The 19,048-nt window shown below is 74.2% G+C and carries 16 protein-coding genes; 11 read left to right on the forward strand and 5 right to left on the reverse strand.

All coding sequences use genetic code 11. The features are described from left to right. Window positions 1-24: 24 nt before the first annotated feature. The 5 genes from A4R25_RS31365 to A4R25_RS00510 all read right to left on the reverse strand — a co-directional run bounded on the left by A4R25_RS31365 (window position 25) and on the right by A4R25_RS00510 (window position 4,767). The gene (locus A4R25_RS31365) at window positions 25-789 is read right to left on the reverse strand and encodes a phosphotransferase (RefSeq protein ID WP_197494832.1); all 765 of its coding nucleotides are present in this window, start codon (window positions 787-789) and stop codon (window positions 25-27) included. Further along, window positions 780-1,973 carry a hypothetical protein gene (locus tag A4R25_RS31370; RefSeq protein ID WP_197494833.1) on the reverse strand — a complete coding sequence of 398 codons (1,194 nt, stop codon included), beginning with the start codon at window positions 1,971-1,973 and terminating at the stop codon, window positions 780-782. The genes A4R25_RS31365 and A4R25_RS31370 overlap by 10 nt, the downstream gene beginning before the upstream one ends. 118 nt (window positions 1,974-2,091) lie before the next feature. Then, window positions 2,092-2,778 (reverse strand): TVP38/TMEM64 family protein, encoded by a 687-nt coding sequence (locus tag A4R25_RS00500; protein ID WP_373887995.1) that lies wholly within the window; start codon window positions 2,776-2,778, stop codon window positions 2,092-2,094. A gap of 29 nt (window positions 2,779-2,807) precedes the next feature. Next, window positions 2,808-3,530: a type 1 glutamine amidotransferase gene (locus tag A4R25_RS00505; protein ID WP_043329464.1), complete on the reverse strand. Its 723-nt coding sequence runs from the start codon at window positions 3,528-3,530 to the stop codon at window positions 2,808-2,810. Next, entirely contained in the window at window positions 3,520-4,767 is a 1,248-nt protein-coding gene (locus A4R25_RS00510) for a MurT ligase domain-containing protein (protein ID WP_064446416.1), read from the reverse strand. Before A4R25_RS00510 ends, A4R25_RS00505 begins: the two co-directional genes overlap by 11 nt. Before the next feature lie 355 nt (window positions 4,768-5,122). On the opposite strand from A4R25_RS00510, the gene mraZ reads away from it, so the two are divergent. The 11 genes from mraZ (at window position 5,123) to A4R25_RS00565 (ending at window position 18,886) form a co-directional block, all read left to right on the forward strand. Next, the gene (gene mraZ / locus A4R25_RS00515; protein ID WP_013287610.1) at window positions 5,123-5,554 is read left to right on the forward strand and encodes a division/cell wall cluster transcriptional repressor MraZ; all 432 of its coding nucleotides are present in this window, start codon (window positions 5,123-5,125) and stop codon (window positions 5,552-5,554) included. A 204-nt stretch (window positions 5,555-5,758) separates the two neighbouring features. After that, window positions 5,759-6,868 carry a 16S rRNA (cytosine(1402)-N(4))-methyltransferase RsmH gene (gene rsmH / locus A4R25_RS00520; RefSeq protein WP_043331095.1) on the forward strand — a complete coding sequence of 370 codons (1,110 nt, stop codon included), beginning with the start codon at window positions 5,759-5,761 and terminating at the stop codon, window positions 6,866-6,868. Beyond that, entirely contained in the window at window positions 6,865-7,446 is a 582-nt protein-coding gene (locus tag A4R25_RS00525; protein WP_043329466.1) for a hypothetical protein, read from the forward strand. The genes rsmH and A4R25_RS00525 overlap by 4 nt, the downstream gene beginning before the upstream one ends. 3 nt (window positions 7,447-7,449) lie before the next feature. Further along, window positions 7,450-9,663 (forward strand): penicillin-binding protein 2, encoded by a 2,214-nt coding sequence (locus A4R25_RS00530; protein WP_064445225.1) that lies wholly within the window; start codon window positions 7,450-7,452, stop codon window positions 9,661-9,663. A gap of 52 nt (window positions 9,664-9,715) precedes the next feature. Further along, a complete protein-coding gene (locus tag A4R25_RS00535; protein WP_197494834.1) occupies window positions 9,716-11,278 on the forward strand; it encodes a UDP-N-acetylmuramoyl-L-alanyl-D-glutamate--2,6-diaminopimelate ligase in 1,563 nt (520 codons plus the stop codon). Further along, window positions 11,275-12,684 carry a UDP-N-acetylmuramoyl-tripeptide--D-alanyl-D-alanine ligase gene (gene murF, locus A4R25_RS00540; protein ID WP_064445227.1) on the forward strand — a complete coding sequence of 470 codons (1,410 nt, stop codon included), beginning with the start codon at window positions 11,275-11,277 and terminating at the stop codon, window positions 12,682-12,684. Before A4R25_RS00535 ends, murF begins: the two co-directional genes overlap by 4 nt. Next, on the forward strand, window positions 12,681-13,808 hold the full coding sequence (mraY, locus tag A4R25_RS00545; protein WP_043329473.1) for a phospho-N-acetylmuramoyl-pentapeptide-transferase: 1,128 nt from the start codon (window positions 12,681-12,683) through the stop codon (window positions 13,806-13,808). The genes murF and mraY overlap by 4 nt, the downstream gene beginning before the upstream one ends. 231 nt (window positions 13,809-14,039) lie before the next feature. After that, on the forward strand, window positions 14,040-15,455 hold the full coding sequence (locus A4R25_RS00550) for an FtsW/RodA/SpoVE family cell cycle protein (RefSeq protein WP_176722845.1): 1,416 nt from the start codon (window positions 14,040-14,042) through the stop codon (window positions 15,453-15,455). Further along, on the forward strand, window positions 15,455-16,561 hold the full coding sequence (gene murG, locus A4R25_RS00555) for an undecaprenyldiphospho-muramoylpentapeptide beta-N-acetylglucosaminyltransferase (RefSeq protein WP_043329477.1): 1,107 nt from the start codon (window positions 15,455-15,457) through the stop codon (window positions 16,559-16,561). Before A4R25_RS00550 ends, murG begins: the two co-directional genes overlap by 1 nt. 31 nt (window positions 16,562-16,592) lie before the next feature. Beyond that, a complete protein-coding gene (gene murC, locus A4R25_RS00560) occupies window positions 16,593-18,071 on the forward strand; it encodes a UDP-N-acetylmuramate--L-alanine ligase (RefSeq protein ID WP_064445228.1) in 1,479 nt (492 codons plus the stop codon). After that, window positions 18,068-18,886, forward strand: coding sequence for a cell division protein FtsQ/DivIB (locus tag A4R25_RS00565; protein WP_064445229.1), 819 nt, complete (start codon window positions 18,068-18,070; stop codon window positions 18,884-18,886). Before murC ends, A4R25_RS00565 begins: the two co-directional genes overlap by 4 nt. Window positions 18,887-19,048: the final 162 nt, after the last annotated feature.

Below are 19,048 nucleotides of genomic sequence, written 5' to 3' on the forward strand. Positions count from 1 at the left end.
CGCGTCCCGTTCGCGGGACGCGCCTCAACCGGCCTCCAGCACCGCCTCGACCGTCGGGCGGTGCCGGAGCAGCCACCCGTGCCAGCCGCGCACCAGTTCGACCACGCCCGCCGCGCGGAGCCGGCGCATGCCCGGCTCGTTCCGCTCGGCGCCGACGTCGATGCCCCGCCATGTGCCAACGAGCTGGTCGAGCATGACGGCGACCAGTTCGGACCGGGGCACCGACACCCCGGGGCCGGCCGCCTCGTAGGCGTCGCAGAGCAGCCGGCAGCGCCGGGCCAGCTCGGCCGGGTCGGCGTCCCCGCCCAGCGCGGCCCAGTGCCAGCCCGCGAACGCCACGTCCTCGATCCGGCGGCCCGGCCCGGCCCGGTCCCAGTCCAGGAAGGCCACCGGCAGTGGCCCGGCCGGCGAGTCCCGGTAGACGGTGTTCTTCGGCGACAGGTCCCGGTGGCAGACCGTCTCCGCGTCGCCGGCCAGGCCGGTGCCGGCGCAGGCGTCGTGCAGCGCCCGCATGAGGCCGGCCAGCCGGGTGAGCGCGGGGGCGGCGAAGTAGGCCGGTTCCTCCCGGTCCCGCCAGGGCACCCGCCCGTCGATGTGGGTCAGCACCTGCCGGCCTCGCTCGTCGACGCCGAGGTACCGGGGCGCCAGGCCGACGGGCTCCAGGTGCCGCAGGAGCGCGGCCACGAAGCCCGCGTTCGGCGGGGCCGTACGTCGGACCGTGTCACCGACGCGGACCACCTCGGCGACGAACCCGCCCGGCAGCGGCTGCCCGTGCTCCGTCACGGGCACGCCGGCAGTGGCGGCAGCCGGTCCAGGCGCAGCAGCGAGTACGCGTGCCGCTCCGCGGGGACCGAGTTGTCTTCCGGGTCCATCAGCAGCGCGGGGCCCGAGACCATCGCGTCGGCGTGGTCCGCGGTCAGCCGGACGTACGAGCCGGTCCGCAGGTCGGCCACGTACCAGCCCTGGTGGTAGTCGAAGAGCACCAGATCGCCGACGGCGGTGGGTCCGGCGATCCGGTGGAACGGGTCGTCGGTCGGTGGCCTGGCGCCGGGCGGCAGCGACGGCGTGGCCGGCGGGGGAGAAGTGACCCGCAGGATCCGCACGGGTGCCGTCCAGTCCGGCCGCCAGACGGTCAGGTCGCGCTCGTCCCGGGACACCCAGGCGGTGGTACGGCCGTCGGTGGTCACGTCCACCGCACCCGGCCCCAGGGCCGGCTGTGCGGAAGCGCCCGCCGTCCCGTCCGGGCCGATCGCGTTCAGGCGACCAGTTGCCCTGTCGAACCAGATCAGATCGGCGCCGCGGAACCCGACAGCGCTCACCTGTCCGGTGGCCACCGTGCGGACCGATCCGGCCGCCAGGTCGTGCAGGGTCAGCTCGGCCCGGTCCTTGCCGAGGATCCGGGTCACGGCGAGCCTCCCGTCCTGCAACAGGAACGGGACGGCCCTCTGCCCGGCGTTCGCGACCTGCCGTGGCTCGGCCCCGGTCTCCGCGTCCCAGACGAAGAGCTCGGCGCTTCCTTCCCCGTGCGGCGCCGCACGGGACAGGTCGGTGCGCGCGTAGACCAGCCAGCGCCCGTCGAAGTCGCCCCATAGCGGGAAGGTGAACAGGTCCGGCATGGTGGCCACGACCCGTCGGTCGCCGTTCTTCTCCTGCTTGACCAGCAGCATCGGGAGACCGTCGCGCTGCACGGTGGCGAACGCGGAGCGGCCGTCCGGTGCCGGGGCGAACCCTGACCACCTCTCCCCGGGCTCCTTCGGCAGCCGGCTCTCCCGGACCGCGTCCTGCCAGCTCTGCGGCACGGTGACCAGGCAGAAGTCGGCACGCGGCGGGGCGGTCACCTGCGTCGACGGCGTTCCCTCGGTGACCGGGGCGGCCGTCGGGTCTCCCGGAGTGCAGGCGGCGAGCAGCGCCGCCGCGAGGATCGGAGCGAGGACGGCGGCGCTCCGGACGCGGGCTCGGGACGAGGGCCTCATGCTCGCGAATGCTAGGGAGCGCCGGTGCCGCGCGGTGCCCGGCGGGCGGGATCGTCGTGCGGTCGTTACCGGGCCGGTCCGGAGGTCCTCCGCGTGCTTGTGCGCCTTCGCCGCCGGGTCAGCCGGCCGGTCCGGCAGACCGGCGCCGTTCGGCCCGCCACCAGCGGTGGACGATCAGCACGCTGGCGATCAGGCCGAGGCTCGCAGGCGCCGCCGCGTACCAGTTGATCGACCCGGGCGTGGTCACCGCCGCGCCGATCGCCGCGTAACCGATGGCGGTGGGGGCGGAGGCGATCACGCTGCCGGCCAGGAACGGCACCACCCGGGCGGCGGTGGTGCCGTAGCCGTAGCTGACCAGGCCGAACCCGGCGATCGGCAGCAGCCGGACGGTGATCACGCCGAAGACGCTCTGCCGGGCGAACCAGCCGTCGAGGCGGGCCAGCCGGCCGCGTACCCGCTCGGCGACGAAGTCGCGCCCGAGCACCCGCCCCACCGTGAAGCCGAGGGCCGCCGCCAGCAGCGCCGCGCCGAGCGCGTACGCGGCGCCCTGCACCGGGCCGAAGATCGCGCCCGCGGCCAGCGTGACGAACGTGCGCGGCACCAGAGCCACCAGCAGCAGCGCGCCGCCGAGAACCGCCGCGGGCGGGCCGTAGCCGCCGAGCGAGTCGGCGAGCCGGGGCAGGTCGGCCGGATCCGGCCGCGGCACCAGCAGCAGCGTCACGCCGAACCCGGCGAGCAGCAGCAGGAGCAGCCCGAACCGGCGCGCCGAGGGCTGCCGCAGCAACCCGGCGAGCCGGCGGGCCACCGGTCGCCGCCCCGGCCGGGCGGCGTCGGTCACGGCCTCGGGGCGGCGGCCACCGCGGTGCGGCGTTCGGAGCGGAGCCGGTCGGCCCAGGTGTCGTCGAGCGGCGGAAGCTGGTGGATGCCGGTCGCCCAGCGCAGCAGCAGGTCGGCCAGGTCGGGGTTGCGCGCCAGCGCCGGGCCGTGCGAGTAGGTGCCGAGCAGCTTGCCCCGCCACGCGCCCTCGGTGGCGCCGTCGTTGCCGACGCCCGTGGTGACCCGGGCCAGCGGGGACACGCCGGGGCCGAGGTGGGTACGGCCGCCGTGGTTCTCGAACCCGGACAGGTGCGGGATGCCCAGCCGCGGGTCGACCTCGCCGGCCAGCTCGCCGACGGCCCGGGTGGGACCGCGGTCGGAGGAGAGGTCGAGCAGCTCCAGGCCGGCGCACTGGGTGCCCTTGGCGAAGAAGGAGGTGCCGAGCAACTGGTAGCCGGCGCAGACGCCGAACACCACCGAGCCCTGGGCCACCGCCCGGTGCAGGCCGCCGTCGGCGATCAGGCGCTGGGCGCCGAGCGCCTGCGGGCCGTCCTCGCCGCCGCCGAGCAGGTAGATGTCGGCGGTGGCGGGCAGCCGCTGGTCGGAGCGGACCTCCAGCACCTCGACCGGCATGCCGCGCAGCTGGGCCCGGCGGGCCAGGATCAGCGCGTTGCCCCGGTCGCCGTAGGTGGACAGCAGGTCGGGATAGATCCAGACGATGCGCAGGCTCTCAGTTGACACGGTCCAGCTCCGCTCGGATGTCCTGGAAGGCGGTGTAGTTGGCGATGACCTCCAGCCGGCCCGGCGGCACCGCGCGGACCGCCTCGTCGAAGCTGCGGACGTGCTGGAACGGCACGCCGTTGACCTCGAGCCGCACCGCCAGGTCGTACGCCCGGTCGCCGGTGATCAGCACCTGCCGGCCGGTCAGCGGGGAGAAGTCCACGTCGAACAGCCAGGACGTGTCCAGCCCGTCGGGGTCGCGGGCGTTGATGGACAGCAGTGTCGGCGCGACGTCGGCCATGTCGAACGCCTCCAGCCAGCTCGCCGGGTTCTTCGCCAGCAGCAGCCGGATGTTGCGCCCGTCGCGGTTCACCTGGGCGTAGCGCCCGGCCACCGAGGTGACGGTGCCGAGCCGGGAGACCGCGTCCACCGGGCGTACGCCGAACTCGGCGGCGACGGCCAGGGCGGTGGCCGCGTTGCCGAGGTTGACCTTGCCGGGGAGCTGAAGCTGGATCTTGTGCCAGGCGCCGGTGGGGTCGAGCACGCCGTCGTCCTCGACCGTCCAGTTCGGCTCGGGGCGGCGCAGCGGGCAGCCGGTGCACCACCACTGCTCGCCGGAGCGCTGGATGGTGGAGCCGCACTCGGGGCAGACCCAGGAGTCGTCGTGCCAGCGCTGCCCGGCGCTGAACCAGGTGACGTGCGGCGGCACGTGGCCCTGGGCCGGGTCGGCCGGCGGGGTGGCGGCCCACACCACCATCGGGTCGTCGGCGTTGGCGACCACCCGTACCCGCGGGTGCCGGACCAGGGCGGCGCGCCAGAGCTGCGCCATCATGGCGACCTCCTTGGCGCGGTCGAGCTGGTCGCGGGAGAGGTTGAGCAGCGCCACCACGTGCGGCTCGGTCGCCTCCAGCACCTGGGCGAGGTAGTGCTCGTCCACCTCCAGCACCGCGTACGGCGTGCTGCCGGCCTTGGCGAGCGCCGAGGTGTGGCCGGTGGGCATGTTCGCGCCGAAGGAGTTGGTGGCGACCCGGCCCAGCACGCCGACCGCGGCGGTGGTGAGCCGGGTGGTGGTGGTCTTGCCGTTGGTGCCGGACACCAGGGCGATGGCGCGCCCGGCCGAGAGGTGGGCGAGCAGGTCCGGGTCGATCTTGAGGCCGATCCAGCCGCCGATCACCGAGCCGTCGCCACGGCCCGCGGCCCGCGACAGCGCCGCGGCGGTGCGCGACACGGAGCTGGCCACCTTTGCCCGCAAGGGCATCTTCGCGTCCGTCACGCGAGCGAGGTTACCGGACCGCCACCTCCACCAGATCGCCGCCGACGGCGAACCGTTCGGCCGGGGACGTTCCGGCGGACGGGTGGAGCGCGCGGGGCCGGACGGCGTCGGTCGATGTCGGGTAGCGGACGGTGCCGGGCGCGCCCCACCCCCTCCACTCCGCCCCACCCGCGTTGACGTGCGGTTTTGCGCGCGGAAACGCCACGCCGCGCGGGCGATTCTGGTTGCAGGTGGAGGGAAGTGGAGTAGAGTGGGGCGCGATGGTGAGGCCGGGAGGGCCACACCGGCCCGGGGGGTCAGCGGCGCCGCGAACGCCGCTCAGGGCGAGGGGGTTGGGCCGATGTTCCTCGGCACCCACACTCCGCGCCTGGACGACAAAGGCCGGTTGATCCTGCCGGCGAAGTTCCGGGACGAACTGGCGGGGGGTGTCGTGATCACCAAAGGGCAGGAGCGCTGCCTCTACGTCTTCCCGATGCCCGAGTTCCAGCGGATCGCCGACCAGTTGCGCGCGCAGCCGATGACCAGCAAGGCGGCCCGGGCCTACAGCCGGGTCTTCTTCGCCAGCGCGCACGACGAGGTGCCGGACAAGCAGGGGCGGGTCACCATACCCGGCCACCTGCGGTCGTACGCGGCACTGGACCGGGATCTGGTCGTGATCGGAGCGAGCACCCGGGTGGAGATCTGGGACAAGGCGGCCTGGGAGGCCTACCTCGCGGAGAGCGAAGACGACTTCGCCGACATCGAGGAGGGGGTGCTGCCCGGCGGTCTGTAGGGCGTGACGGCGCCCGACGTACTGCGAGATCTCCAGCCGCTTTCGAGTTCCTGGCACCCCTTCCCCGGTGCCAGGCGCACGATCCGACACGGAGGGCCGCGGCCTCCGGCGGGCGGGAGCGGATGGGGATCTGGCGGTATGGCGAGGCGTCGTGGCGACGACGGACACGTGACGGAACGGTTGGCGAACGGGGTGGGGGTCGAGATGGGGGAGCTACGCGGCACGCACGTGCCGGTGCTGCTCGAGCGGTGTCTCGAGCTGCTGGCCCCCGCACTGGGCCGGCCCGGTCGCACCGTCCACGTCGACGCCACGCTCGGCCTGGCCGGGCACGCCGAGGCGGTGCTCACGGCGCATCCGGACACGGTGCTGATCGGCCTGGACCGGGACACCGAGGCGCTCGCCCACGCGCGGGTCCGCCTGGCCCGGTTCGCCGACCGGATCCACCTGGAGCACGCCGTCTACGACGAGCTGCCCGAGGTGCTCGACCGGCTCGGTTACCCGGCGATCGACGGGGTGCTGTTCGACCTGGGCGTCTCGTCGCTGCAACTGGACGCGCCCGACCGCGGGTTCGCGTACGCGCAGGACGCGCCGCTGGACATGCGGATGGACCAGACCCGGGGGGTGACCGCCGAGGAGGTGGTCAACACCTACTCCCACCCGGACCTGGCCCGCCTGCTGCGGGTGTACGGCGAGGAGAAGTTCGCCGGGAAGATCGCCTCGGCGATCATCCGGGAACGGGAGCGGGCCCGGATCACGTCGTCGGCCCGGCTGGCCGAGCTGGTCCGGGAGAGCATTCCGGCGCCAGCCCGACGAACTGGCGGACACCCGGCAAAGAGAACGTTTCAGGCTTTACGGATCGAGGTAAACAGAGAACTGGCAGCGCTGGAGACAGCGCTGCCGGCCGCTCTGGACAAGCTCACAGTGGGCGGCCGCATGGTGGTCCTGTCCTACCACTCGCTGGAGGACCGGCTCACCAAGCACGCGCTCGCCGACCGGGTCCGCAGCAAGGGCCCGGTCGACCTCCCGGTCGAACTGCCCGGGTCGGGCCCGACGTTCCGGCTGTTGAGCCGGGGCGCCGAGCTGCCCGGGGAGGCGGAGGTGGCCGCGAACCCGCGCGCCGCCTCGGTGCGGCTGCGGGCAGCGGAACGGCTCGACCCGGAGGCGGCCCGGCAGGGGCGTACCGACCGCGAACGGTACCGCCGCCGGGTGAAGGCGATGCACCAACCGGGGACGGGGTCACCGGGGTCCGGGACGGACCCCGCGTCGGCTCCGGGGGACGGGATCGGGACGGACGAAGAGGGGGAGGGGACATGAACGTCGAGAAGCGCGACGGCCGGGGAGCCGTCGGGCAGCGCGCACCGCGGTCGGGGGGCCGGACCGCGGCGCAGCGCACCACGCGGGCCACGACGGCGACCGACCGCCGGGAGGACACTCGCGCCCGGGGGGCGCGCGAGTTCCCGACGCAGGGCAGCGCCGCTCTGCGGCCGGCCGAGCGGACCCGGGTCACCGGCACGCCGGCGCCGCGCCTGCGGGTCGCCCCGCCGGCGCCGATCCGGGTGCCCCGGGCGCCTTTCGTCGCACTGATCCTGGTTCTCGTGGTCGGTGGGGTGCTGGGCATCCTGGCCGTCAACACCAAGATCAATGAGAACGCCTTCAAGCTGGAGAGGCTCCAGCAGCAGCAGGCCAAGCTCGACGTGGACGAGCAGGAGCTCAAGAAGGAGATCGCCAACCAGAAGGCGCCCGGCAACCTGACCGCCAACGCCCGCAAGCTGGGCCTGGTCGAGTCCGAGGACCCGGCCTACATCCGGCTGCCGGACGGGCAGACCATCGGGGTGCCGCACCCCGCCCAGGGCGCCCCGTCGGTCACCAGCCAGCAGGGCAACGGAGGCTGAGCGGTGCCGCCGAGATCGGAGGATCCGCGCCGGGACGCCACGGGCTCCCGGCGCGGATCGTCGCGGGGGTCGGAGCCGCGCGAGCCGGGTCTCGGCGGGATCTCCGACGCCCGGGCGTACACCCCACGCGGACGGACCGTGCGCGAGGGCGGCGGCGCCGAGCAACGGCGTACCCCCCGCAGCACCCGGTCCGGCGACCCGTTCCGGCCCGCGTTGCAGGTGCTCGACGGCGGCCGGGCCGGGCGTGCCGGCACGCGCGAGCCCACGGGTGACGGCGCCCGGACCGGCCGCCGGGCCACCGCCGCGGGCGGCCGGGCCGGCGTGGTGCGGACCGTCTCGTCCCGGCCCGTGCGGGAGCCGTTCGACGACGAGGAGGACGCGCCGCCGCCGCGCCGCCGGTCCCAGCCGCGCCGTCCCGCCGCCCAGCCGCGCCGACCGGTCCGCAAGCCGCGCCGGCCCCCGCGGCTGGGCGATCCGCGCCGGCGGCTGCGCCTCGGCACGCTGCTGGCGCTGACGTTGTTCGCCAGCATCGGCGTGCGGCTGGTCTACCTCCAGACCGTCGACACCCCGGCGTACGCCGACGGCGGTCTGCCCAACCGGCTCGCCGTGGTCGAGCTGCCGGCCCCGCGCGGGGCGATCCTCGACCGCAACGGTGAGCCGCTGGCGCACAGTGTGGAGGCCCGGTACGTGTTCGCCGACCCGACCCGGGTCAAGGACCGCGCCGCCACCGCACGGGCGCTGTCCCCGTTGCTCGGCGTGCCCGCCTCGGACCTGGCCGAGAAGATGCGCGAGCGCAACCTGCCCGGCACCGACACCCCGTTGCAGTTCGTCTACCTGGCCCGGGGCGTCGAGATCGGCACCGCGAAGCGGATCATGGCACTCGACCTGGCCGGCATCAACGTGCACCGGGACGAGCGGCGCGAGGTGCCCGGCGGAGACCTGGCCGCGAACCTGCTCGGCTTCGTCGGCCAGGACATGAACGGCCTGGAGGGGCTGGAGGCCAGGTACGACGACGTGCTGCGGGGACAGGCCGGCAAGCGGACCTACGAGGTGGGCCAGGGTGACCTGGCCGCGCCCATCCCGGGCGGCTACAGCCGGACCACCCAGCCGAAGCCGGGCAGCTCGCTGCAACTCACTGTCGACCGGGACCTGCAGTTCATGACGCAGCGGATCCTGGCGAAGCAGACGGAGAAGGTCAAGGGCAGCGTCGGCGCCGCGGTGATCATCGAGATCCCCAGCGGCGAGGTGCTGGCCCAGGCCAGCCAGCCGACGTACGACGCGGCCAACCCCACCAAGGTCACCTCGCCGTCGGACCGGGACGACGCGGCCACCACGTTCGTGGTCGACCCGGGCTCGATCCACAAGGCGATCACGTTCGGCGCGGCGCTCCAGGAGGGCGTGATCACCCCGGACACCGCGTTCCCGGTCGCCAACACCATCGAGCGGGGCGGGGTCACCTTCCGCGACACCCACCCGGTCGACGGCCGCACCATGAGCATCCCCGGCATGCTCGCCTTCTCGTCGAACGTCGGCACGATCGAGATCGGCGAGAAGCTGGGCAAGGAACGGCTCTTCGACTACCAGAAGCGGTTCGGGCTGGGCCAGGTGACAGGCGAGGGCATGCCGGGTGAGGCGGCCGGCCGGCTGCTCCCGCCGGACCAGTGGAGCGGCTCGGCGTACGGGTCGGTGCCGATCGGGCACAGCGTGGACGCCACGCCGCTGCAGATGGCCGCCGCGTACGCGGCCATCGCCAACAACGGCACGTACGTGCAGCCGCACCTGGTCAAGGAGACGATCGGCGCGGACGGCACACGCAGCCCCGCCGCGACGCCGACCACCCGGTCCGTGCTCAGCCCCGCGAACGCGGCCGCGCTGCGCCGGATGATGGAGGCGGTCACCACCGTCGACGGCCCGGAGGGGCAGGCCACCGGGCTGGCCGCCGCTGTGCCCGGCTACCGGGTGGCCGGCAAGACCGGCACCGGGCTGCGCTACGACAACGGCAAGCAGCAGCCCGGTGAGGTCGGCTCGTTCATCGGCATGGCCCCGGCGGAGAACCCCCGGTACGTGGTGGCGGTCTTCGTGTGGAGCCCCGGCGGCGGTGGCGGCGCGGTGGCCGCGCCCGCGTTCCGGGAGATGATGGGCTTCACTCTCCGCCACTACCGGGTGCCTCCGTCGCTGACCAACAAGTCCCCGAAGTTCGAGGTCTTTCCGCGCTGAGCCGGGACGGCGGGACATCATCGGTGAGTGGCGACGAACCACCGGGGCGGCTGTGCGGTCGGAACCGGACGACCGGGTAGGGTCTGACGCCGTGCCCGGCAATCCACGTCCCGCCACCGTGCGTCCCGTACGGCTCGGCGACCTCGCCGCCCGCGTGGCGGTGACCCCGCCGGAGGGGGCCGCCGAGGTGGCTGTCACCGGCGTGACCCACGCCAGCCAGGAGGTCCGCCCCGGCGACCTGTACGCGGCCCTGCCCGGCGCGCGGCGCCACGGCGCGGAGTTCGCCGCCGCCGCCGTCGAGGCGGGCGCGGTGGCCCTGCTCACCGACCCGGCCGGCGTGGCGCTGGCCGCCGGCACCGGCCTGCCCGTGCTCGTCGTCGACGACCCGCGCGAGGCGCTCGGCGAGGTGGCCGCCACGGTTTACGGCGACCCGACCGCCGGCCTGACCGTGATCGGCGTGACCGGCACCGCCGGCAAGACGTCCACCAGCTACCTGGTCGAGTCCGGGCTGCGCGCCGCCGGGCGCGTCACCGGCCTGATCGGCACCGTGGAGACCCGCCTCGGCGACCTGGTGATCGACAGCGTCCGGACCACCCCGGAGGCCACCGACCTGCACGCCATGCTCGCGGTGGCCCGCGAGCACGGGGTGGACACCGTGGTCATGGAGGTGTCCAGCCACGCCCTGGCGATGGGCCGCGTCGGCGGCGTCCGGTTCGACGTCGGCGGCTACACCAACTTCGGCTCCGACCACCTGGACTTCCACGCCGACGAGGCGGACTACTTCGCGGCCAAGGCCCGGCTGTTCGACGGCCGCTGCCGGGTCGAGGTGCTCAACCACGACGACCCGGCGCTGCGCCCGCTGTACAAGGCGGGCACGGTCACCTACTCGGCGGCCGGCGACCCGGACGCCACCTGGTGGGCCGAGGGCATCGACGGCGAGGGGTACGCGCAGCGCTTCACCCTGCACGGGCCGGACGGGCTCGCGCTGCCCACCGGCGTGGCGCTGCCCGGCCGGCACAACGTGGCGAACGCGCTGCTGGCCGTCGCGCTCCTGGTCGCCGTCGGGGTGGACGCGGAGACCGCGGCGCGCGGCGTGGCCGCCTGCGGCGGCGTGCCCGGGCGGCTGGAACTGGTCAGCGGCGACGCCCCGGTACGCGGGGTGGTCGACTACGCGCACAAGGCCAACGCGATCGAGGCGGTGCTGACCGCGCTGCGCGACCTGACCGGCGGCCGGCTGATCTGCGTGCTGGGCGCCGGCGGCGACCGGGACCGGGGCAAGCGGCCGGTGATGGGCGGCGTGGCCGCGCGCGGCGCCGACGTGGTGCTGGTGACCGACGACAACCCGCGGACCGAGGACCCGGCCGCGATCCGGGCCGAGGTGCTGGCCGGCGCGTACGCCGCCGCGACCCCGGCCCGCGTCATCGAGGTGCCCGGGCGGCGGGCGGCGATCGAGGAGGCGGTCCGGGTGGCCGAACCGGGTGACGTGGTGGCGGTGCTGGGCAAGGGCCAGGAACGCGGCCAGGAGATCGGCGGCGAGGTGCTGCCGTTCGACGACCGGGTGGAGCTGGCGGCGGCGCTGCGCGCCCGCTTCGGTGACCTGGTGGGTCAGCGGTGATCCCGCTGACGCTGGCCGAGGTGGCCACCGCCGTCGACGGCCGGCTCGTCGGCGCCGACCCGGACGCCCGGGTCACCGGCACCGTCGAGTTCGACTCCCGCAAGGTGAGCCGGGGCGGCCTGTTCGTGGCCTTCCCCGGCGAGCGGGTGGACGGCCACGACTACGCGGCCGGCGCGATCTCCTCGGGCGCGGTGGCGGTGCTCGGCACCCGGGAGGTGCCGGGCGTGCCGATGGTGCTCGTCGGCGACGCGCTCGACGCGATGGGCCGGCTGGCCCGCGCCGTCGTCGACCGGCTGCCCGGCCTGACCGTGATCGGGCTGACCGGCTCGTCCGGCAAGACCACCACCAAGGACCTGATCGCCCAGGTCGCGGTCCGGCTCGGCCCGACGGTGGCCCCGCCCGGCTCGTTCAACAACGAGCTGGGGCACCCGTACACGGCGCTGCAGGCCACCCCGGAGACCCGCTTCCTGGTGATGGAGAAGGGTGCCCGCGGGGTGGGGCACGTCCGGTACCTGTGCGACGTGGTGCCGCCCCGGATCTCGGTGGTGCTCAACGTCGGCGTGGCGCACCTGGGCGAGTTCGGCTCGGTGGAGGCCATCGCGCTGGCCAAGGGGGAGCTGGTCGAGGCGCTGCCCTCCGACGGGCTGGCGGTGCTCAACGCCGACGACCCGCGGGTGGACGCGATGTCGACGCGTACGCAGGCCCGGGTGGTGCGGTACGGCGAGTCGGAGCGCGCCGACGTGCGCGCCGTGGACGTGACGCTCGACGGCCGGGGCCGGCCCTCGTACACGCTTGTCACCCCGGAGGGGAGCGCGCCGGTGCGGCTCGGGCTGACCGGCCGGCACCAGGTCTCCAACTCGCTCGCCGCGGCGTCGGTCGGGCGCGAGCTGGGCCTGCCGCTGCCCGACCTGGCGGCGGCGCTGAACGAGCTGGGCCTGGTCTCCACCCGGCGGATGGACGTCTTCGAGCGCCCCGACGGGGTGACCGTGATCGACGACTCGTACAACGCGAACCCGGCCTCCACCGGCGTGGCGCTGCGGGCGTTGGCCAGCATGCGCGGCGAGGGGCGTACGGTCGCGGTGCTCGGCTACATGGCCGAGCTGGGTGACTTCGAACTTCAGGGGCATCAGCAGGTCGGCCGGCTCGCGGCCGAGCTGGGAGTGGACCGGCTGCTCGTGGTGGGCGAGCCGGCGGCGCCGATCCACGAGGGCGCGACAGCGGTAGGCAATTGGGGAGGAGAGTCGGTGCTGCTCAGCGATCAGGCGGCGGCCGTCGAGGTGCTGCGGAGCGAGCTGCGTCCGGGAGACGTGGTGCTGGTGAAGGGCTCCCGGTACCGGACCTGGGAGGTGGCCGACGCGCTGCGCGCGGACGCCCGCGAGGGTGCGACGGAGGGCGGCGCCGCATGAGGGCGGTCATCGTCGCCATCGGGGTCGCGTTCCTGATCTCGCTGTTCTGCACCCCGATCGCGATCAAGGTGTTCGCCCGGCTGAAGGCCGGCCAGCCGATCCGGTCGAACCTCGGGCTCGCCAGCAACGAGGGCAAGAAGGGCACGCCGACGATGGGCGGCGTGGTCTTCATCCTGGCCACTGTCATCGCGTACGTCGCCGGGCACCTGGCCCTGACCACGCTGCCGGACGCGCAGATCGCCCAGGTCGAGCCGACGATCACGGCGCTGGTGCTGCTGGGGCTGATGGTGTTCTCCGGCGCGGTCGGCTTCATCGACGACTTCCTGAAGGTGCGCAAGCGGCACAGCGGCGGCCTCAACAAGCGGGGCAAGCTGGCCGGGCAGATCCTGGTCGGCGCGGTCTTCGGCGCGGTGGCGGTCTACTTCCCGTCGAGCATGACCGACGCCGGCGGCAACGCGACGAACACCGAGACGGTGGCCAGCACCACGCTGAGCTTCATCCGGGACATCCCGGCGCTGGAGATCGGCAAGATCGGCTCGGTGATCGTCATCATCATGGTGGTCATGGCCGCCACCAACGGCGTCAACCTCACCGACGGCCTGGACGGCCTGGCCACCGGCGCCTCGGTGATGGTGCTCGCGGCGTACGCGCTCATCGCGTTCTGGCAGTACCGGCACTGGTGCGCCGACCCGAACTACACCGAGGCGTACTGCTACACCGTGCGCGACCCGCTGGAGATCGCGCTGATCGCCGGCGCGGCGGCGGGCGCCTGCGTGGGCTTCCTGTGGTGGAACACGTCCCCGGCGCGGATCTTCATGGGTGACACCGGCGCGCTCGGGCTGGGCGGCCTGATCGCCGGCATGGCGATGTCCACCCGCACGATCCTGCTGCTGCCGATCCTGGGCGGCCTGTTCGTGATCATCACGATGTCGGTGGTCATCCAGATCATCTCGTTCCGTACCACCGGCAAGCGGGTGTTCCGGATGTCGCCGTTGCAGCACCACTTCGAGCTGGCCGGCTGGAGCGAGGTCAACATCGTCGTCCGCTTCTGGATCATCGCCGGCATCGGCGTGGCCATCGCGCTGGGCCTGTTCTACAGCGAGTTCCTCGCCGCCGTCAGCTAGGTGTAAGGAAGGGCCCCTTATTAACAGACGTCCGTTAATAAGGGGCCCTTCCTTCAGATCCGACACGCCGACCGGGCGGTTGCGCCACGGGCGGGCGGGGCGAGCGGCAATGATGGGCCTGTGGGGGAGGGACGAGACATCCAGGTGACCAGCGACCCGCCGGCCCGCCGTGCGCCGGCGGCCACGCCTCCGGCCGAACCGCCGGCGGCGCGCTGGGATCCGGCCGGTGGGCTGGCCGCGCTGCGTGGCCTGCTGGCCCGGCCGCTGGCCTCGTACTACCTGCTGCTGTCCAGCGTCGGACTGCTGCTGCTGATCGGCCTCACCATGGTCTTCTCCGCGACCAGCGTGAAGGACTTCGCCGAGGGCGGCGACGCGTCCGCGTCGCTGACCAAGCAGGCCGTGTTCGCGGTGATCGGCATCGGCGCGTTCTGGGCCTGCCAGCGGCTGCCCGCGCGCACGTTCCGGGCGGTCAGCCGCCCGGCGCTGGGGGTGGCGGTCGCGCTGCTGCTCCTGCTCAACCTGCTCGTCGCGATGGGCTCGCTGTTCGGGGTGACGTCGATCGGGCCGTTGCGGGCCGAACTCCTCTCACTCTCGCTCGGCCCGATCTCGCTGCAACCGGTCGAGGTGGCGAAGTTCGCGCTGGTGCTGTGGGCGGCGCACGTGCTGGCCCGCAAGGGCGCGGTGCTGGGCTGGTGGAAGGAACTGGCCACGCCGCTGTTCCCGGTGGTGGGCCTGCTGTTCGTGCTGGTCGGCTACAACGACCTGGGCAGCATGCTGTGCCTGCTCGCGCTCGTGGTCGGCATGCTCTGGGCGGCGGGCGTACGGACCCGGGTCTTCGCCGCGCTCACCGCGATCGGCCTGGCCGGCATCGGCCTGCTGGTGGCCGCGGCCTCGCTCGGCGCCGGCTCCGGCTCCCGGGGCGCCGACAACTACCGGCTCGGCCGCCTCACCATGTGGCTCGACCCGCCGTCCCCGCGCACGTGTTTCGAGCAGGAGCTGCCGAACTGCTACCAGCTCGTGCAGGCCCGCTACGCGATCGGCAACGGCGGCTGGTTCGGCGTCGGCCTGGGCCAGAGCTCGCTGAAGTGGAACTGGCTCCCCGAGGCGCACAACGACTTCATCTTCGCCATCGTCGCGGAGGAACTGGGCGTGGTCGGCTGCACCGTGATCCTGGTGCTGTTCGCCGTGCTCGCGTACACCGGGCTGCGCATCGCCCGCCGGGTCGAGGACCCGTTCCGCCGGCTCGCCGCCGCCGGCGTGACCGCCTGGCTGGTCGGCCAGGCCGTCATCAACATCGGTGGCGTGACCGGGCTGCTGCCGCTGACCGGCGTACCGCTGCCGTTCATCTCCGACGGCGGCAGCGCCCTGGTGGTGACGCTCGCCGCGGTCGGCATGCTCGCCTCGTTCGCCCGCGCCGAGCCGGACGCCGCGCGAGCGCTGCATGCCCGTCCGCCCGCCCGATGGGTCCGACTAGTGTGGGCCCCGTTGCCGCCGCTTCCCGGCCGGCGCCGCAAGCCGGCGTCGCCGCCGGCCGACCGAGGGTCCGTGCCCCGGTCCCGGCAGCGGCGGCAGGACGATCAGGCCGCGCCCCGCGGCGCCCGGTCCGACCGGGCGCGCACCGGCGCGGCGAGCGAGAGGAGACGCTGATGGGTCCGCTGCGTTCGGTGGTGCTCTGCGGAGGGGGTACGGGCGGGCACATCTACCCGCTGCTCGCCTTCGCCGACTGCCTGCGCCGACACGACCCGAGCGTCCGGATCACCTGTCTGGGCACACCGAAGGGGCTGGAGAACGAGCTGATCCCGCCGGCCGGCTACGACCTGCGGCAGATCCCGGCGTACCAGCTTCCCCGGTCGGTGAACATGAGCCTGGTGCGCACCCCGGACCGGATGTGGAAGGCGGCCCGCGCCGCGGGCAAGGTGATCGACGAGGTCCAGGCCGACGCCGTGGTCGGCTTCGGCGGGTACGTCTCGGTGCCCGGCTACCTGGCCGCGTGGCGGCGGGAGCTGCCGATCGTCATCCACGAGGTGAACGTGCCGCCGGGCGTGGCGAACCGGCTCGGGATGAAGTTCACCAAGAACGTCGCGGTGGGTTTCCCGCACCAGCCGGCCCAGGCCGAGGCGTTGCGCGACGCCCGGGTGGTGGGCGTGCCGCTGCGCCGGGGCATCGCCGGGCTGGACCGGGCCGCCCTGCGTGACGCCGCCCGCGCCCACTTCGGACTCCGTCCCGACCTGCCGGTGCTCTTCGTCGCCGGTGGCTCGCAGGGCGCCCGCTCGATCAACCTGGCCGTGTCCGGCGCGGCGAAGGAGCTGGCCCGCAACGGCGTGCAGGTGCTGCACGTCATCGGCGCCCGCAACGAGCCGGTCTCGGTGCCCACCGACCTGCCGGTGCCGTACGTCACGCTGCCGTACCTGTCCGAGATGGAGCTGGGCTACGCCGCCGCCGATCTGATGCTGGCCCGGGGCGGCGCGATGACCTGCGCCGAGGTGGCCGCGATCGGACTGCCCACCGTCTACGTGCCCTACCCGCACAGCAACCAGGAGCAGAAGCGCAACGCGCTGCCGGTGGTGGAGGCGGGCGGCGGTCTGCTGGTCGACGACGCCGAGATGACCCCGGCCTGGGTGGAGCGGACGGTGATCCCGCTGATCCGGGACCCGCAGCGGCTCTGGGCGATGAGCCAGGCGGCAGCCGGCTACGGCCGCCGCGACGGCGACGTGGCGCTGCTGAACTTCGTCTACGAGGCGGTGGCCCGCTGATGAGGGAAACCGCGACGGGAAGGTACGTCTGATGAACACCGCGCAGTTCACGCCCGCCGGCACCATGACGGCGGAGGACCTGGGCCGGATCCATCTGATCGGCGTGGGCGGGGTCGGGATGGCCGGGCTGGCCCGGCTGTTCCTCACCCGGGGTCTGCCGGTCTCCGGCAGCGAGCTGCGGGAGTGGCCGTCGCTGGCCGGCCTGCGGGCGCTCGGCGGCACCATCCACTCCACCCACGAGGCGTCCAACCTCGACGGCGTGGACACGGTCGTCTACTCCTCGGCGATCCCGCAGGACCACCTGGAGATGGTGGAGGCGCGCCGGCGGGGCCTGCGGGTGCTGCACCGGTCCGAGGCGCTCGCCGCGGCGATGACCGGCCGCCGTACGGTGGCGGTGGCGGGCACCCACGGCAAGACGTCCACCACCTCGATGGTCACCATGGTGCTCCAGCAGGCCGGCACCGATCCGTCCTTCGTGATCGGCGGCGAGATCTCCGAGGTCGGCTCCGGCGCGCACCACGGGACCGGCGAGCACTTCGTGGTCGAGGCGGACGAGAGCGACCGCTCCTTCCTCATCTACCGCCCGTTCGTGTCGATCATCACGAACATCGAGGCGGATCACCTCAACACCTACGGCGACCTGGCCACGCTGGAGGCGGCGTTCGCCGAGTTCGCCCGGCTCACCGACCCGGCGGGGTTCGTGGTCACCTGCGCCGACGACCCGGGCGGGCGGCGGCTGGCCGAGACACTGCGCGCCGAGGGCCGCCGGGTCTGGACGTACGGCGAGTCCGCCGACGCGGACCTGCGGATGAGCGACGTCGTCTCGTCCGCGCACGGGGTGCGCTACCAGGCCGAGATCGAGGGCCGGGCGTTCGGCGAGTTCCGGCTGCCCGTACCGGGGCGGCACATGGCGCTCAACAGCGCCGCCGCGGTGCTCGCCGCGTACCTGCTGGAGCTGCCGGTCCCGGCGGCGGAGGCCGCGCTCGGCGCGTTCCCCGGCGTGCGGCGCCGCTTCGAGCGCAAGGGCGTCGCCGACGGCGTGCTGGTCTACGACGAGTACGCCTACCACCCGACCTCGATGACGTTGGCGTTGCAGACGCTGCGCGAGGTGGCCGGCGACGGCCGGCTGATCGTGGTGTTCCAGCCGTACCGGCTCTACCGGACCCGGGACAACCAGGCGGAGATCGCCGCCGCCCTCGGCATCGCCGACGAGGTGGTGCTGCTGGAGGTGTTCGGCCCCGGCGAGACGCGCCGCCCCGGCGAGGGCTCGGCCGCGCTGATCCAGGACGTGCCGCTGCCGGACGAGCGCAAGGTGTTCGTCGAGGCGTGGGACGACGTGCCGGCCGAGGTGGCCCGCCGGGCCCGGGCCGGCGACGTGGTGGTGACCATGGGCGCGCCGCCGATCTCGCTGATGGGTGACCAGTTGCTCGACGCCCTGCTGGCCCGCTCCGGCGGCACGGGGCTGGACGCCGGCGTCGGCCCGGACGGCGCGGCGGCCACCGCCGGATGAGTCCCGGTCCGGCCCGCGGCCGTACCCCCGGCCCGGACGGCGGAGGTGGCCGGCGCAGCCCGGTGCGGCGCTGGCAGCTCGTGCGGGCCAACGCGGACGCCGTGCCGCCGTCGGCCCGCCGGTTCATGGCCCGGGCCCGGCAGCGGCGGATGCGGGCCGCGCTGCCGTGGGCGGTCGCCGCCGCGGTGCTCGCCGTCGTGGGCCTGGTGGCGTGGACGGTGCTCGGCACCGGCCTGTTCGGCGTGCGCGAGGTACGGGTGGTCGGCGCGCGGCTGGTCACGCCGGTGCAGATCCGCGACGCCGCGGCGGTGCCGGACAACGAGCCGCTGGCCCGGGTGGACCTGGCCGCGACCGCCCGCCGGGTCGGCACGCTGCCGCCGGTGGCCAGCGCCAGTGTCGAGCGGGAGTGGCCGGGCACGCTGGTGATCCGGGTGCGGGAGCGCACCGCGGTGGCGGCGGTGCCGCAGGGCGACGGGTTCGTGGTGGTGGACGGCTCGGGCGTGGTCTTCCAGCGCCTGGACCGGGCGCCGGACGGGTTGCCGCTGGTCAAGGTGGCCCGGCCGGGCCCGGACGATCCGGGTACGCGGGCCGGGCTGGCGGTGCTCGCCGCGCTGGGGGAGAAGCTGCGCGCGGAGCTGGTCGCGGTGGACGTGGCCGGCCTGGCCCGGATCACGTTGCAGCTGCGCGGCGAGCGTCAGGTGTTCTGGGGCGACGCCTCCCGGGGCGCGGACAAGTCCACCGTGGCGACCGCGTTGCTGAGCCGCAAGGCGGACCGGATCGACGTCAGCGCGCCGGACGTGGTCACGTTCGAGTGACCCGCGGCTCAGCGAGCGGACGCTGTGTCCCCTGTCGCTCGGTCGCGACACGCCGGAACAGGTCCTTGGCTCCTGGCGCGGCGGCGCATACGTTGCCCCGAAGAGATCAGTGGTTGACATAACTCTAAGCCTCTAGTAGAGGGTGAGGGTTCAGCCGTCGGA

The organism is Micromonospora sp. NBRC 110037, assembly GCF_001652995.1.
Classification (GTDB): Bacteria; Actinomycetota; Actinomycetes; order Mycobacteriales; family Micromonosporaceae; genus Micromonospora; species Micromonospora chalcea.